This window comes from Cyclobacterium xiamenense (genome assembly GCF_042140265.1).
GTDB classification, from domain to species: domain Bacteria; phylum Bacteroidota; class Bacteroidia; order Cytophagales; family Cyclobacteriaceae; genus Cyclobacterium; species Cyclobacterium xiamenense_A.
Window position 1 is genome coordinate 563,752 of record NZ_CP159481.1, and the last position, 14,670, is coordinate 578,421.

At 51.8% G+C, this 14,670-nt stretch carries 13 protein-coding genes; 10 read left to right on the forward strand and 3 right to left on the reverse strand.

Annotated elements, in window-relative coordinates:
* Positions 1 to 99: 99 nt before the first annotated feature.
* Positions 100 to 1,290 (forward strand): sodium:proton antiporter, encoded by a 1,191-nt coding sequence (locus tag ABWH99_RS02365; protein ID WP_375584714.1) that lies wholly within the window; start codon positions 100 to 102, stop codon positions 1,288 to 1,290.
* A 31-nt stretch (positions 1,291 to 1,321) separates the two neighbouring features.
* Here the strand turns inward: ABWH99_RS02365 and ABWH99_RS02370 are convergent, their stop codons facing one another.
* Positions 1,322 to 2,542 carry a DSD1 family PLP-dependent enzyme gene (locus ABWH99_RS02370; protein ID WP_375584715.1) on the reverse strand — a complete coding sequence of 407 codons (1,221 nt, stop codon included), beginning with the start codon at positions 2,540 to 2,542 and terminating at the stop codon, positions 1,322 to 1,324.
* Positions 2,543 to 2,740: 198 nt separating this feature from the next.
* On the opposite strand from ABWH99_RS02370, the gene ABWH99_RS02375 reads away from it, so the two are divergent.
* From ABWH99_RS02375 to ABWH99_RS02415, 9 genes are all read left to right on the forward strand, one after another.
* Positions 2,741 to 3,763 carry a zinc-binding alcohol dehydrogenase family protein gene (locus tag ABWH99_RS02375; RefSeq protein ID WP_375584716.1) on the forward strand — a complete coding sequence of 341 codons (1,023 nt, stop codon included), beginning with the start codon at positions 2,741 to 2,743 and terminating at the stop codon, positions 3,761 to 3,763.
* Positions 3,764 to 3,831: 68 nt separating this feature from the next.
* Entirely contained in the window at positions 3,832 to 4,890 is a 1,059-nt protein-coding gene (locus tag ABWH99_RS02380; RefSeq protein WP_375584717.1) for a CNNM domain-containing protein, read from the forward strand.
* 3 nt (positions 4,891 to 4,893) lie between these two features.
* Positions 4,894 to 5,511, forward strand: a complete 618-nt coding sequence (locus ABWH99_RS02385; RefSeq protein ID WP_375584718.1) for a Crp/Fnr family transcriptional regulator — start codon at positions 4,894 to 4,896, stop codon at positions 5,509 to 5,511.
* A gap of 76 nt (positions 5,512 to 5,587) precedes the next feature.
* Entirely contained in the window at positions 5,588 to 5,983 is a 396-nt protein-coding gene (locus ABWH99_RS02390) for a VOC family protein (RefSeq protein WP_375584719.1), read from the forward strand.
* Between the two features lie 10 nt (positions 5,984 to 5,993).
* Positions 5,994 to 6,470: a DUF4199 domain-containing protein gene (locus ABWH99_RS02395; RefSeq protein WP_375584720.1), complete on the forward strand. Its 477-nt coding sequence runs from the start codon at positions 5,994 to 5,996 to the stop codon at positions 6,468 to 6,470.
* A gap of 89 nt (positions 6,471 to 6,559) precedes the next feature.
* Positions 6,560 to 7,861 (forward strand): DUF2254 domain-containing protein, encoded by a 1,302-nt coding sequence (locus ABWH99_RS02400; RefSeq protein WP_375584721.1) that lies wholly within the window; start codon positions 6,560 to 6,562, stop codon positions 7,859 to 7,861.
* A gap of 57 nt (positions 7,862 to 7,918) precedes the next feature.
* On the forward strand, positions 7,919 to 8,530 hold the full coding sequence (locus ABWH99_RS02405) for a hypothetical protein (RefSeq protein ID WP_375584722.1): 612 nt from the start codon (positions 7,919 to 7,921) through the stop codon (positions 8,528 to 8,530).
* A 2-nt stretch (positions 8,531 to 8,532) separates the two neighbouring features.
* On the forward strand, positions 8,533 to 9,144 hold the full coding sequence (locus tag ABWH99_RS02410; protein ID WP_375584723.1) for a hypothetical protein: 612 nt from the start codon (positions 8,533 to 8,535) through the stop codon (positions 9,142 to 9,144).
* A 313-nt stretch (positions 9,145 to 9,457) separates the two neighbouring features.
* Positions 9,458 to 9,934 carry a Dps family protein gene (locus ABWH99_RS02415; protein WP_375584724.1) on the forward strand — a complete coding sequence of 159 codons (477 nt, stop codon included), beginning with the start codon at positions 9,458 to 9,460 and terminating at the stop codon, positions 9,932 to 9,934.
* A gap of 1 nt (position 9,935) precedes the next feature.
* On the opposite strand, the gene ABWH99_RS02420 is transcribed toward ABWH99_RS02415, so the two are convergent.
* Both ABWH99_RS02420 and ABWH99_RS02425 read right to left on the reverse strand, forming a co-directional pair.
* On the reverse strand, positions 9,936 to 11,423 hold the full coding sequence (locus tag ABWH99_RS02420) for a DUF1501 domain-containing protein (protein WP_375584725.1): 1,488 nt from the start codon (positions 11,421 to 11,423) through the stop codon (positions 9,936 to 9,938).
* A 1-nt stretch (position 11,424) separates the two neighbouring features.
* Positions 11,425 to 14,631, reverse strand: coding sequence for a DUF1553 domain-containing protein (locus tag ABWH99_RS02425; RefSeq protein ID WP_375584726.1), 3,207 nt, complete (start codon positions 14,629 to 14,631; stop codon positions 11,425 to 11,427).
* Positions 14,632 to 14,670: the final 39 nt, after the last annotated feature.

The window sequence follows — 14,670 nt, forward strand, 5'->3', positions numbered from 1 at the left end:
TTTGTTTGTTGTATTTTTAGCAATAACCAACAAACAGCCGGTTGGGAAGTGTTGCTTGCAGCACAGAATTACCGATTGGCCTATTCAAAAACCGAATACATGACCTTACCGATAATTATCGCATTGTGTGTATTGATGCTCTCGGCGTATTTTTTTGACATTACGTCAGCGAGAACGAAAATACCGCCCGTTGTCTTGCTTTTTGCCCTGGGTTGGGCGGTAAGTCAGCTCGCGGATATCTTTTGGCTGGAGATTCCAGACCTTTCCACCGTATTGCCTTTTCTTGGCACCATAGGCTTGATCCTGATTGTGTTGGAGGGATCACTGGAACTGGATTTTGACCAATCCAAGTTTTCCTTTGTGGGTCGAACGGTGCTAATTGCCATTATTCCGGTCCTGGCCCTAAGTTTTCTTTTTGCCTTTGCGTTCATGCAGTTTGCGGATTGTGGATTGAAGGTAGGATTAATCAATGCGATTCCCATTGCCATCATCAGTAGTGCCATCGCCATCCCCTCGGTGAGCAACCTGTCGGCAAAAAACAAGGAATTCGTGACCTATGAAAGCAGCCTATCGGATATTTTTGGCGTGATCTTTTTCAATTTCCTGCTCGAAAATGAAAAGATCGGAGCAGGCTCCATTGGCTTTTTTCTGGGAGAAATTGTTTTGATATTGATCATTACGTTCTTTGCCAGTATCATTCTGGCCTATCTGCTGAGTAAGATCAAGCACCCGGTGAAGTTTGCGCCGATTATCCTGGTGATCGTGCTCATTTTTGCTGTCTCCGAACTCTATCACCTGCCGGCGTTGATTTTTATCCTCTTGTTTGGCTTATTTATTGGGAACCTGGTTCAACTTCGTCACCTGGTCGTGATAAAGAATCTGCACACAAAAAGCTTTAAAAAGGAGATCAAGAAATTCAAAGAATTGACGCTGGAACTGACGTTTCTCATCCGCACCTTGTTTTTTCTCGTGTTTGGTTTTCTGATCGATACCCGGGAATTGATCAACACCGAAACGCTCATTTGGTCGGTGTCGATCGTGCTGGGAATTTTTCTCGTCCGCGGGCTGGTATTAAAGCTCTTTAAGACCAAACTGTTGCCCTTGGTTTTCATTGCGCCGCGTGGTTTGGTGACCATCCTGCTTTACCTGAGCATCCCCGGCGGCGCGGCCATTGCTGTCGTGAACGATTCGCTGATCATTCAGGTAATCATTCTTACCTCCCTGGCCATGATGCTGGGCATGTTGACGGCCAAACCCAAACCGGCCGAATCCTCCGAAGGGGACTCCTGAGGGCATTGGCCTGGCCGTCGGACTTTCAATACTAACGGGACATGCCCCTGGCCAATACCGGTAGGATCATTTCTACTTTTCCTCTTCGGATGCCGTAGATGCGATCGTACAGGTTAACGGCCGGGTCGCAGTGGGGAACGATCACCTCCAACCGATCTCCTACCTTGTAGTCCCGGTTCGCTTCGGAGTAGGTGACGGTACCGTATTCGTCCGATCCGGCATTGTAGGTAAAGCCCGGTTCACCGATCACGATTCCGCTCGGCTTGTTGATGGTTAGGGCCTTGGCTCCCGAGTCGGTGATCAGCCGTCCGGGATAGTTGGTGTTAATGATCGTGGTCAACACCGTCAGCGAAGGGTCAAAATGATCATACAGTTCCTCGTTGTTTTCACTTCCGATGGCCATGTACTGGGCGTCCATAAACAAGTAGCTACCTACCTGAACATCGGTGAACCCGGGAACCTCGCCCATCATGTCGTAGGTACCCGTGCCTGCACCGCTGAAGATTTCCACGTTCAATCCGGATTTTACCAGGCTTTCGTAGGTTGCCACCACCGGTTCGAAGGATTGATCGGTGCGGGCTTTTCGGGCGGCGTAGCCTTTGACATGTTGGGCACCCCCGTCGTAGGCCAAAATTCCCATAAAGCGCAGGTTGGGAGAGCGGTCTACTAGCTGCGCCAATTCCAGAGCGGGCGGACCCGTCCGGACGCCCGACCGTTTGATCACGTCCAGGTCCACCACCACATCGGCGACGATGCCGGCTGCCTTGGCGGCATCCTGAAGATCCTGAGCGTTTACGGGGTTATCGACTGCCTGGATAAATCCCGGGTGTTTTTTTCGCAGAGCCATTGCTTTCTCTATTTTAACAGGGCTTACGTTTACTCCGGTCATCAGTACCTGAGAAATGCCATTTTCCAGCATGACTTCTGATTCCGATAATTTTGCCGCGCAAACCCCTATCGCGCCGGCGTCCAGTTGCATCTGTGCTAACGCGGGGCATTTGTGGGTTTTGATATGCGGGCGGACCCCAATGCCGCTACCGGCCAGTCTTTCGTGTACGTTTTTGAGATTTCTTTCCATGACCTCCAGCTCCAGGCATAGCGAGGGGGTTTCGAGTTCCCATTTGGAAAGCCCGATTTCATCGGATGCGAATGCCGGATAGTTGCTGGCCGTACCCTTACCGGGCAGCAACAATGCCGCACCGGCCATTCCGGTATAGTGGAGAAATTTTCTGCGGTTGAGTCGATGTGTCATGTTTGGTGGTTTTGGTGTCTTTAAAAATAGCGATTATCGTTGGAACTGTCGGCCTCGTTTGGGACTGGAATAGCGGAAAAACTAAAAAAAACCGACCGATGAGGGTGAAAACCGCCGGGTACCCGGGCCTACGGAGGCGGTTACGGTTTTCTCTAAGGTAAAAATACCCTATATTGATCCATACATTCTCAGAACTCCATGCGACAACTAGCGATCGTTCGGTACGGAACCGCCGGGGAGGCCTTTCGGCTACTCGAAGCAAAGGATCCCACACCCCGTGATTTTCAGGTCCTCGTGGAGGTAGAGGGTTTTGGCTTGAATTACGCAGACGTCATGGCCCGGAAAGGTTTGTACCGGGAGGCACCGAACATTCCCTTTGTTCCGGGCTACGAAGTGGTAGGCAAAGTGGTGGACAAAGGTTCCGAGGTACCGGATGCAATTGTCGGGAAGCGGGTAGTGGCATTTACCCGTTTTGGCGGCTACGCCGATCGGGCCCTGGTGGATTACCGGGCGCTGGTGCCGATTCCGGAAGCCATGCCTGCGGGCGAGGCCTGTGCGCTGGCGACCCAATATTGCACGGCCTATTTTATGAGCAATTACCTGACTCGCCTACAGGCAGGAGACCTCGCACTGATCCATGCCTGTGCGGGAGGAGTCGGAACGGCGCTTACCCAGCTGTGTCGAATGCAGGGGGTCCGGGTGATAGGCCTCTGTGGCCGGGATGAAAAGTTGGCCTACCTGGAAGAAATGGGCGTGGAATGGCCGATCAATTACCGGGCAGTGAATTACGTGAAGGCGGTGGAAAGAGAATTTGGTAAGCGTAAACTGGATCTTATTTTCAATTCGGTTGCGGGAAAGAGCATTAAACGGGACCTGAAATTACTGGCGCCAGGAGGACGGTTGTTTTGCTACGGAGGATCGGATCGATCCGGCCAGAAGAAGAACCTGCTATCCGATCTGGCTTTCTTGTTGAAAACCGGATTTCTTAGTCCGCTTTTCATGATGATGAAATCCCAGGGGCTGATCGGTGTAAACATGCTCCGGGTGGCAGACCAGCGGATTGATACCATCGGCGCTTGTCTGCAGGCGCTCGTCAGCCTCTGGGAAAAGGAGGCCATACGTCCCCAAATCGGCGCAAGTTTTCCTGTCGCGGACATCGCAGCGGCACATCGTTTGCTGGAATCCGGTACTAGCCGGGGAAAAGTATACGTATACTGGTAGGAACGGTGCTTCCCAGAAGGAGCGTGCTCCGGGCCTGCCGTGGGACCTGGTAAACAAAATGTAACCAGATGTTTTTATTGTTTTTCTATTTGTTTTTAGCCATTGGAGTATCCTTTGTGTGCTCGGCGCTGGAGGCCTCTCTTTTGAGCATTACTCCTTCCTATATCGAGTCGCTGAAACAGTCCGGCAAGCGGTATGGCAAACAGTTGGCAAATTTAAAATCCAACGTAGACCGCCCATTGGCGGCTATTCTGAGCTACAATACCATTGCACACACGGTGGGCGCGGCAGGAGTGGGAGCCCAGGCAACCAAAATTTTTGGAGAAGCTTACTTTGGAGTTATTTCTGCACTATTGACTTTGGCCATTTTGGTTTTTTCAGAAATTTTTCCAAAATCCCTGGGAGCTACCTATTGGAAGCAGCTGGCCCCGGTAATGGGTAAGGTGCTTCACTTCATGATCCTGTCCATTTATCCGCTGGTAAAGGTATCCGAGTGGATGACCCGGTTTTTTAAAGGTCGGGACGAAAACAAGACCACTCGGGAGGAAGTGGCCGCCCTGGCCAATATGGCCACGCGTGATGGGGTTTTTGAAGAAAATGAGTCAAAAATCATTTACAACCTGATTCGGTTTCGGTCCATTTTGGTGCATCACGTGATGACTCCCCGCACCGTGACGGTAGCCCTGGAGGAAAGCACGAGTTTAAAAGACTTTTTGCTGGACAGCAGCATCAGGAAGTTTTCCCGGATTCCCATTTACGAAGAGCGAATCGATCAGGTAACCGGCTACATCCTGAAATACGACGTGTTGGAGAGGCTGGCACAGGACCAGTTTGGCTACGTACTCAAGGACCTGAAACGAAGCATCCTGGTGGTACAAACAGACGATCCCATCCCGGAAGTATTGGAAATACTGATGCAAGCACGGGAGCATCTGGCCATGGTAACCGACGAGTACGGAGGTCTGGCGGGTATCGTCACCATGGAGGATATTTTAGAAACGTTATTGGGCCTGGAAATTCAGGACGAAACGGATGGGGTAAGCGACATGCAGGAACTGGCCAGAAATCAATGGAGGGAGCGCGCGCTGAAAATGGGGCTGTTTCCTCCGGGAGAAAACATAGATTGAATCATGGGAAAGAACCTTCCTCAAGCATCCCGCGCAACCGGGAAAAAACCCCGCTTTTTAGTAGCGGAATTTTACAAAAGCCCCGGGCTTCTACCGGAGGACTTAAACCGCATTGCCGCGGCTCACGAATACCGGGAATTCAAAAAAGGCTCGCTTTTGCTGCAAGAAGGACAGCGGGCGGATGCGTACTACTGCCTGGACCTGGGAATGATTCGTTCCTTTGCGACAAACCCCTCCGGAGATGCCATCACCACAGGTTTTACGGGTCCGGGTGAAATAGCCATTGAGGTAGCCTCCCTGTTTCTGGGGCTACCTACCGAAGAAAACATGCAGGCGCTTACCGATTGCCGGGTATGGAGAATCCGTTTGGAGGCATTTCAGCAGTTGTTTAACGAAATACCGGCATTTGCCACCTGGGGCCGGGAATGGATGACCCAGGCGCTGCTCACCCATAAGTTGCGGGCCTTGCGAATGATTACGGAAACCGCCCGGGAGCGCTACCTCCGTCTGCAGGAAGAGCAACCGGAGATCGTGAAAGTGGTGCCCTTGAAGTACATCGCCTCCTATCTCGGCATTACTGACAGTTCGCTCAGCAGAATACGTAAGGAAATCCGCGGATAGCTTGTATTTCTTGTCTTAGGACAAGAAAAAATGCCGAACAATTTTTTAACTTAGTGGAAATCAAACCAACCAACCCATGGCACGAAACACCAATCCTGTGACCTGGTTCGAGATCTATGTAGAAGACATGGATCGAGCCAGAAAATTTTACGCGACGGTACTGGCGGAAACGCTGTCGGACATGCCCGTTCCGGAGGGAACCGAAACCGGCGATATGCAAATGGTTGCTTTCCCCTGGGTGGAGGATGCATCCAATGCCGCCGGGGCACTGGTGAAATCATCGGACACGAAGCCGGGAGCCGGAGGTACGCTGGTGTATTTTACCTGTGAGGATTGCTCGGTGGAAGAAGAAAGGGTTCCCGCAGCCGGAGGCAAGGTACTGCAGGCGAAATTTCCCATCGGGGAAAATGGGTTTTGCTCCATTTGCATGGATACCGAGGGCAATGTTATTGGCTTCCATTCTAACAAATAACCTGCTCTTAATGAAAAAGTACGCGATAGAAATAAAGTGGGGGATCATTTTTGCGCTGATGAGTCTGCTGTGGATGGTATTGGAGCGGCTGGCCGGACTACACGATGCCCACATCGAGCAGCATGCCATCTATACCAATCTGGTTGCAATTCCTGCCATTGCGATTTACGTTTTGGGGCTATTAGAGAAAAGGAAAAAGTTTTACGCCGGTACCATGAGTTACGGGCAGGGTTTCAAAGCGGGACTGTTCATAACCCTGGTAGTCACCCTTCTTTCGCCGCTTACCCTGTGGCTCACCTTGTCCCTCATCACTCCCGATTTTCTTGAAAACGCCAGGGGCTATGCGGTGGAATCTGGAAAAATGGAGCAGGAAGCAGCGGATGCGTATTTCTCTTTTACGAATTACCTGATACAGGGTATTGTGGGAGCTCCAATAATGGGAATATTGACCACGGCAATCGTAGCTATCTTTACCCGAAAAAAATAAAATTGCCTTATACGGGTAAAAATTCACTCCCGAAATGGATATGTGCGACAGTTTGGGTACCTTCCCTCAGTAACTTCCCGCTCACCAGCATGAAAAAATTGTTGTTTTGGTGGTCCGAACTCAAATCCACTTTTTGGTTCGTTCCCGTATTCATCATTTTCCTCGGCGTACTTCTCGCCTTTGGCCTGGTGTATGGAGACAACCTTTCCCAATTTGAGCCTGTCGGAGGAGTTGGGTTTTTCTTTCCCGGCAGTCCGGACGCTGCAAAAGGGATTCTGACCACCATAGCCGCGGCCATGATTGGTGTTGCAGGAACGGTTTTTTCCATCACATTGGTGGCCCTTACCTTGGCGAGCAATCAATTTGGTCCCCGTCTGGTGAAGAATTTCATGTACGACCGGATCAATCAGACGGTGTTGGGAACGTACGTTTCTTTGTTTATTTATTGCCTGATTGTGCTCAACACTGTAAAAGATACCGGAGCGATGCAGTTTACTCCGGTTTTTTCCGTGGCTTTTGCCTTGATGATGGCGATCGCCAACATAGTGTTATTGATTGTCTTTATTCACCACGTGGCAACCAGCATTCAGGCAGATTACATCATTGCCAACATTTCGGGAAATCTCCATCGGAATTTAACGCGCCTTTTTCCGCAGGCGATGGGAGACGAAGGGAATCCGCTTCGCCTCGATCCGGAAAAAGTAAAGGGCGGTTATCCCATCTCGCAACGCCTGGAATGCAGTTTTGACGGCTACCTGCAGTACATCGACAGCGAGGAATTAATCAACGTGGTGTGTGAATTGGATGTGTTTTTGGAGTTGTACCACCGGCCGGGCAGTTATTTGATAAAGGGCCTGGAACTAGCTGAGGTACATGCCTACGAAAAACTAGAAGAAGCGGCGCTGGATCGGTTAAGACAGCAGTTTTTGGGTGGAAAAACCAGAACACCTCAACAAGATGCGGAGCATGCGATTCACCAAATGGTGGAGATAGCAGCCCGGGCACTCTCACCGGGGGTAAACGATCCCTACACGGCGATATCCTGTATAGACAATCTTAGCAGTAGCCTGGCTTACCTTACCCGGGTGCGGTTTCCCTCGCCTTATCGCGTGGACGATGCCGGCCGGTTACGGATATTTGCCGATGTACTCACCTTCGATGGCATGATGGACGCGGCGTTCAATGCCATACGCCAATATGCCAAAGATAGTCCCGCGGTGCTAATCCGGCTCATGGAAGCCATGGTAACACTGGGAAAATTTGCCGTAACGGCGGAGCAAAAGCAGGCGATCCGAAAGCACGCAAAGATGACCTGGAATCTAGCTAAAAGGCAATTTGCGGAAGGACAAGATCTGGATGATTTGAAAGAACGCTACCAGAAAATCTCTTAAACCAGTGTTGTTTTCCGAAAATATTTTTCGTCCATTTGCATTTTCCTTGAGGAGACAATGGAATCGACAGATAAAGCAGGCAGAAGTTTCAATTCTTCCATCCGATTAAAAATTCGGGTGTTCTTTTTGGTTCTGCTCACGAGTTGGGGCGTCTTTGGCGTTCGGGCGCAGCAGTACAGCATTGGGGCACAAGCCGGCCTTTTTACACCTATGGATTATGGACGTTATGAGGGCGCTGGTTTGGGCCATTTCACCGGTTTGAGTTTCGATTACCGCTTTCCGGGAAAGCTTTCCCTGGGATCGCATTACCAATTTGGACGGTTTACCTATGCCCCGAGTGCGGATCAGCAACAAGGTTTACCGGCGGCTTCCAGGGTGCAGACCCATTCAATTTTCTGGACCTTGCAGCGGAATTTTCCTGTTGGAAAAAATTGGAATCTGGCGGTGGGTACTGGTCCGGGGTTTTTCCTGTCGAGCTATCCGGACGAGCGGGACGGGCAGTCGGGTCTGCCGGTAGTTAGCCGGGACTTTAGCATGCCAATACTACTCAATCTCTCCAAGCCACTCGGTACTTATGGATCGATTGGCGTTAAAACGGGCGTATTCCTCACACCATTTTACGCCGTTGGTGGTTTTCATCTAGGTCCGGAAATCCGGTTTCATTTTTAATTATGAGAAACAGGGCAATTCTTTTACTTGGACTCTTCATCGCCACGGGGCAGGCGGTATGCGCACAAGGTCTGGAAAGCAGGCTGGGGCTGGGGTATTTTCACCTGAATCGGGAGTATGGCTACGAACGGCCCGCAGTAGGATGGTACGTGTCGCTCGACCTTAGGTACGATTACACGCCGGAATGGGCCATGGGTACGGTTTTTACACGTTCCTCCAATGTGTATTACCGCGAATCACTGGCAGATACTCCCGTATTGATCGGAAACTTTCCCACAAGGGGAGAGGTCAATTCGGATCACTTTTATTTTGTCTTTCGGAGAAAAATTCCGTTTCCATTGGGCCTGAAGGGGCAGATTGGGTTGGGTTTGGGCCTTGCTATGCACGGGAACCGCTTTTATCAGCCGATCCTGTTTGACGAAGAGCTGGGGGCTTACCGGGGATTTAATTTGGTTGAGCAATACGAAACAGGACTTATCTTTCCCGGCCAAATTTCCGTGCAGAAGGCCCTGGGCACCCGCTGGCACTTGGGTCTGCAGGCAGGTGTCTTTTTAGATTCTCAGGTGCGCATCCGCAGTAGCTTTTGGGGACCTGAACTGAGCTATCGGTTGTAATACTACCACCAATAGGTGCTATGATTTTGCCTGTAGGCAGCCAGTAATAGCCGTTGGGTGTACAAAACCTGCTAGATTTTTTACTACCTGGAAACGTAGCCGAACCATTTACTCGTATTACGGTTTAGTCGGTAGCTGTTGGCGATGAGGGCCATCGTTCCTATTGGATGGATTTGGGAATGGGTGTCCAGATACGCCACAAGACGGGTTAGCCAGTAACAAAAACGCGGTTTTATCTTTCTTTGGGACGATAGTCTGGATGAAATGGGTTAAATTTAACGCGTACAATTATCAACGTATATTCGATCAAAAAATGGAAAATTTAAACGCAATCGGCCTGGATATGAAGCGCTCGGAAGAGTTGGCTCATAAGTTAAACGTTTTACTGGCAAATTATTCGATATTCTATCAAAACACCCGCGGGTATCACTGGAATATCAAAGGGGACAAGTTTTTTGAACTGCATTTAAAATTTGAGGAGCTGTATACCGATCTGCAGGTAAAAATCGATGATATCGCCGAACGCATTTTGACGCTGGGCCACGCCCCGCAGCACCGGTATTCCAAGTATCAGGAGCGCTCGGCCATTGCCGAAAGCCAGGAAGTAACCGATGGTATGAAAGCGGTAGAAAACATCCTGGCCTCGTTAAAAAGCATCATTACCCTGCAGCGGGAATTGTTGGACCTTTCCGGAGAAATCGGCGACGAGGGCACCAACGCCCTGATGAGTGATTATATCCGGGAACAGGAAAAGTTGGTTTGGATGTACTCGGCTTTTCTGAAGAAATAACTCAGGCAAACAGGTCATGGATCACGTTCCCGGCCACATCGGTGAGCCGGAAGCGTCTTCCCTGGTGTTTAAAGATCAACTGCTCGTGGTCCACACCAAACAGGTGCATAAGGCTGGCATGAAAGTCGTGCACGTGCACCGGGTCCTGCACCACATTGTAACCAAAATCATCCGTGACGCCGTAGGAAAAGCCGGGTTTTACGCCCGCACCAGCCATCCACATGGTGAAGCACCGGGGGTGGTGGTCCCTGCCGTAATTGTCTTCGGTAAGGGTACCCTGGCTATAAACCGTACGGCCAAACTCTCCCCCCCACACGACCAGGGTATCCTCCAGCAGGCCTCGTTGTTTCAGGTCCTTAATCAAGGCAGCGGTAGCCTGATCGGTTTTAGCGCATTGGTTGCGGATACCTCCCGGCAAGTTGCCGTGTTGATCCCAGCCCTGATGGTAGAGCTGCACAAAGCGTACATCCTTTTCTATGAGTTTGCGGGCAAGCAGGCAATTGGCCGCATAAGTACCGGGATCCCGGCTGTCTTCACCGTACAAGTCAAAAACCCAATCCGGCTCGTCGGAAAGATCCGTCACCTCGGGAACGGAGGTCTGCATGCGAAAGGCCATTTCGTACTGGGCAATACGGGCGTTGATCTCCGGATCGCCATAGGTATCAAATTGTAGGTTGTTGAGCTGTTTGAGGTAGTCCAGCATTTGTTTTCGGTCCTCACCCTCGTAGTTCTCCGGATTTCCCAGATACAGCACCGGATCCTTTCCCGAGCGAAATTGCACGCCCTGATGTTGGGAGGGAAGGAAACCATTTCCCCACAGCCGGGCGTAGAGGGGTTGGTCACGGACTGCATTTTTGGATACCAGGACAACGAAGCCAGGCAGGTTTTGATTTTCCGAGCCCAGGCCGTAAGACATCCAGGCGCCCGTGGAGGGCCTTCCGGGCAGTTGGTGGCCGGTTTGCATGAAGGTGATGGCCGGATCGTGGTTGATCTGCTCGGTGATCATGGATTTGATGAAGCAGAGTTCGTCCACCACTTCCGCCGTATACGGCATGAGTTCACTTACCCAGGCGCGGCTTTTTCCGTATTGCTTGAATTCGAAGGCCGATTGGGCGATCGGGAAGACACTTTGATTGGCACTCATGCCGGTCAGGCGCTGTTCCCCCCGAATGGAGGGAGGAAGGTCTTGCCCCTGCATGCGTTGCAGGGTGGGTTTGTAATCGTACAGATCCAATTGGGAGGGTCCCCCACTTTGAAACAGGTAAATGATCCGTTTTGCCTTGGGGGGATGGTGGGGGAGGCCGGGAAGGCCCCCGCCTTTGGAAAGGCTTTTTGCCATCAGTCCCTCCTGAGAAAAGAGCGAACCCAGGGCCAGGGCGCCCATTCCCATGGCGGTCTTGGAAAGGAAATCCCTGCGGTCCATTTTTTTTTCCAGTTCGTGTAGGTCCTGTATGTTCGAAAAGCGGTATTTATCTGAGTGATGACACATGTTATCGTTTGGTAATGGTCGCGTCGGAATTAAGGATGGCACTGGCCACCACGGAGTTGGCTGCCCAGGGTAGCGGGTCGGGCTTGTCCGGAACGGGATAGGAGCCGGTAGCCAGCCAACCCTTCATTTTTTCCGGGTTCGTTGAGAAGGACTGCATTTCCTGCTCCCGTAGGCCCAGCAATACGCCCAGTTCCTTGTCGGTAGGAAATCGGCCGGTAAGCTTTCGGAAAGCCTCCTGTATGCCTTTTTTCGGATCCGGGTGACGGGCAATCCGGGCACCCATCACTTTGGAAATCTCCACATAGATGGGATCGTTCATCAACACCAGCGCTTGCAGCGGTGTATTCGTTTCCTGCCTTCGGATGGTAGATTCCGATCGTTCCGGGGAATCAAATATGTGCAGGGTAGGATGGGGAACGGAGCGTTTCCATAGAGTGTATAGGCTACGGCGAAACAGGTTTTCTCCGGTATCTTCCGTGTATTGGCCGCCGTTTACCGACCACAAGCCCTCGGGCTGGTACGGTTTTACACTGGGTCCCCCAATGCGTTTGCCCAACATCCCGCTGGCCAGAAGGGCATTGTCGCGGATCATTTCTCCAGGCATGCGTCCCGAGGGACCTCGCGCAAGCCAGGTGTTGTCCGGGTCTTTTTCGAGCAATTCCGGAGAGGTCAGCGAGGCTTGCTGGTAGGTCTCGGACAGCACAATCATTTTTTGTAGGTTTTTTACGTCCCATCCGGATTCCCGGAACGTCACCGCCAGCCAGTCGAGTAACTGCGGATGGCTGGGCATTTCACCCTGATTGCCAAAGTCAGACGCGGTGGCAACGAGCCCTTTGCCAAAAAACTGTTGCCAGAGGCGGTTGACCGCTACCCGGGCGGTCAGGGGGTGCCGCTCGTCCAGTAGCCATTTGGCCAATCCGAGACGGTTTTTTTCGTAACTATCCGCCATGGGCAATACCGCTTCGGGTGTTCCCGGTTGTACTTCTTCTCCGTGAGCATGGTACTCCCCCCGTTCCAATACATAGGTGGGTCGCTTCGGGTCCATTTCATCCATCACCATGACCTCCTGTATGGGCTCTACCGTAGCCGAATGTTCCATTCGGGCAGCTATTAAGGCCTTGAACTGCTTTTGGTAAGCCGAGGAGAGATTGTGCCAGTAAAAGGACTCCAGCGCGGCTCGTTCTTCCGGGGTCAAGGCATCTGGAGACTTACGGCGTAGCTCCTCCAGAAGGTCGGGTTGCAGCCATTCCCTGATTTCCAGTTCGGATAATTCCTTGTTGAAAACCGTTAGCTCGTCGGCTGCGGCGCCTTTTAGCCCTTTGCCCCGCCACACGGCACCGATTTGAATGCCGGGCTCTTTGTCCCGGCCAAATAGAATGTCTTTGTAGAGATTGTCCCGAATGGGCTCACTTGCCATGCGCTTCCCATTCAGGTAGGTCTTGATGCCGGCAGCGGTGGAGGACCCATCGTAGGTCATCAAAAGATGGATCCAGGTATCTCTTGGGATTCCCTCCAGCGTTAGGTTGCTGATGACATTGTAAGGAGCGGTATGGGCCAGGATCATTTCCAGCTTGTTGTCTTTCAGATACAAATGATAGCCCCGGCGGTTGTAGAGGACGGCGCCGTCACCTGTATGAAAGATAGCGCCGTTTTCCAGTTCTTCCGGAATAGTGACCCAAAGTCCTACACTAAAGGGCTGGTCTTTGGAAAAACTTCCGACTCCTCCCATTTTCAGCCAGGCATCTCCATTTAGAGCAGCCGCCTTGCCGCGGTAGCCATCCACCAATGGGGGCTGCTTGCTCTTTTCGCCAATGCTCTCCATGATGCCAGTAACGGAAGGATTGAGCCGGTCCCGCAGCGGGACCTCGTCAAAATCAAAATGAGCCAGCAGTGAGGCTGCCGGACGGTAGAAGCGGGTATCTTTGTATCCTTGATCGCTTAACCAGGCCTCAAAAAGATGTTTTTCTGCTCGCACGATCGCATTCAGGCCTTCCCTGGCCTCATCGATATTCGTCTGCAACATTGCCAGCAGTGCATCTTTTTCATCATCCGTCCAAAGCATGGTAGGGACCGGCATGGCATTGTCCCAGGAAATCTGTCCTGCTTCGTCCACCTGATTGAAAAAACTGCTGAGTTGAAAATACTCTTTTTGGCTGATCGGATCGTACTTGTGGTCGTGGCAGCGGGCGCATTCCAGGCTCAGCGCCATGATGGCCTTTCCCAGGGTATTCGTACGGTCTGCTACGTACTCCACCCGAAATTCTTCCTGCACAATGCCTCCCTCCATGTTTTGGGGGTGGATCCGATTAAATGCGGTAGCGAGTAATTGGTTCTTTGATGGGTTGGGAAGCAGGTCGCCCGCCAGCTGTTCGGTAATGAAGCGGTCGTATCCCATATTCTGATTGTAGGCGTCAATGACCCAATCTCGCCAGGGGGACATGTCCCGGTACCGGTCTACGGTATAGCCATGGGTATCTGCAAATCGGGCCAGGTCCATCCAGTGCATGGCCATTTGCTCGCCGTAATGAGGAGAGGCCAACAATCGATCCACTTGCCGTACATACGCCTGTTCGGAGTCGTCGGCCAGGAAGGCATCCAACTCCTCCAGCGTCGGCGGCAGACCGGTCAGGTCCAGGCTTAACCGACGGAGGAGCAGTTCCTTCGATGCCCGGGGACTCGGAGCCAGTTGATTTTCTTTCAATTTTTGGGCAACAAACCGATCGATGGGCTGTTCGGACCAATCGGCAATGGCAGGTGCCGGAGGTTCGGGTTTTTCCGGAGGAATGAAAGCCCAGTGTTTTTTGTACGCTGCCCCGGATTCGATCCACCGAATAAGTACGGCCTTGTCCCGGTCGCTAAGCTGGAGGTGGGACTCCGGTGTGGGCATCTGGTACGCAGCATCCTCGGAAAGAATGCGATGCACGAGTTCGCTTTTTCCCGGTTTCCCGGGCTTGATCGGAGTTTTTCCACTTTCCTCAGAAGGGGTGAGTGCTGATTTTGCCAGGTCGAGGCGCAGGCCTCCCTGCCGGGCCGCTTCGTCCGGTCCATGGCAGGAAAAGCAGTTATCGGACAGGATGGGTTTTACGTGAACGTTAAAATCCAATTGCTCTGGTAGTTCGTCCATAGCCGTTGCAACGCCCTCCGGAAGGTCGGGAGCGCAGCCGAATGCCAGCAGTACAATAATGGGGAGAAAACAACGGTGGAGCATGGGTATTCGTTAAACGATCGGTTTCACAAAGATAAAAAT

Excerpts from the sequence above, each read along its gene's own strand:
- ABWH99_RS02395 (WP_375584720.1), top strand. The coding sequence starts at position 5,994 with ATGAAAAAGTACGCGATAGAAATAAAGTGGGGGATCATTTTTGCGCTG.
- ABWH99_RS02415 (WP_375584724.1), top strand. The coding sequence starts at position 9,458 with ATGGAAAATTTAAACGCAATCGGCCTGGATATGAAGCGCTCGGAAGAG.
- ABWH99_RS02420 (WP_375584725.1), bottom strand. The coding sequence starts at position 11,423 with ATGTGTCATCACTCAGATAAATACCGCTTTTCGAACATACAGGACCTA.
- ABWH99_RS02385 (WP_375584718.1), top strand. The coding sequence starts at position 4,894 with ATGGGAAAGAACCTTCCTCAAGCATCCCGCGCAACCGGGAAAAAACCC.
- ABWH99_RS02370 (WP_375584715.1), bottom strand. The coding sequence starts at position 2,542 with ATGACACATCGACTCAACCGCAGAAAATTTCTCCACTATACCGGAATG.
- ABWH99_RS02400 (WP_375584721.1), top strand. The coding sequence starts at position 6,560 with ATGAAAAAATTGTTGTTTTGGTGGTCCGAACTCAAATCCACTTTTTGG.
- ABWH99_RS02405 (WP_375584722.1), top strand. The coding sequence starts at position 7,919 with ATGGAATCGACAGATAAAGCAGGCAGAAGTTTCAATTCTTCCATCCGA.
- ABWH99_RS02380 (WP_375584717.1), top strand. The coding sequence starts at position 3,832 with ATGTTTTTATTGTTTTTCTATTTGTTTTTAGCCATTGGAGTATCCTTT.
- ABWH99_RS02365 (WP_375584714.1), top strand. The coding sequence starts at position 100 with ATGACCTTACCGATAATTATCGCATTGTGTGTATTGATGCTCTCGGCG.
- ABWH99_RS02425 (WP_375584726.1), bottom strand. The coding sequence starts at position 14,631 with ATGCTCCACCGTTGTTTTCTCCCCATTATTGTACTGCTGGCATTCGGC.
- ABWH99_RS02390 (WP_375584719.1), top strand. The coding sequence starts at position 5,588 with ATGGCACGAAACACCAATCCTGTGACCTGGTTCGAGATCTATGTAGAA.
- ABWH99_RS02375 (WP_375584716.1), top strand. The coding sequence starts at position 2,741 with ATGCGACAACTAGCGATCGTTCGGTACGGAACCGCCGGGGAGGCCTTT.
- ABWH99_RS02410 (WP_375584723.1), top strand. The coding sequence starts at position 8,533 with ATGAGAAACAGGGCAATTCTTTTACTTGGACTCTTCATCGCCACGGGG.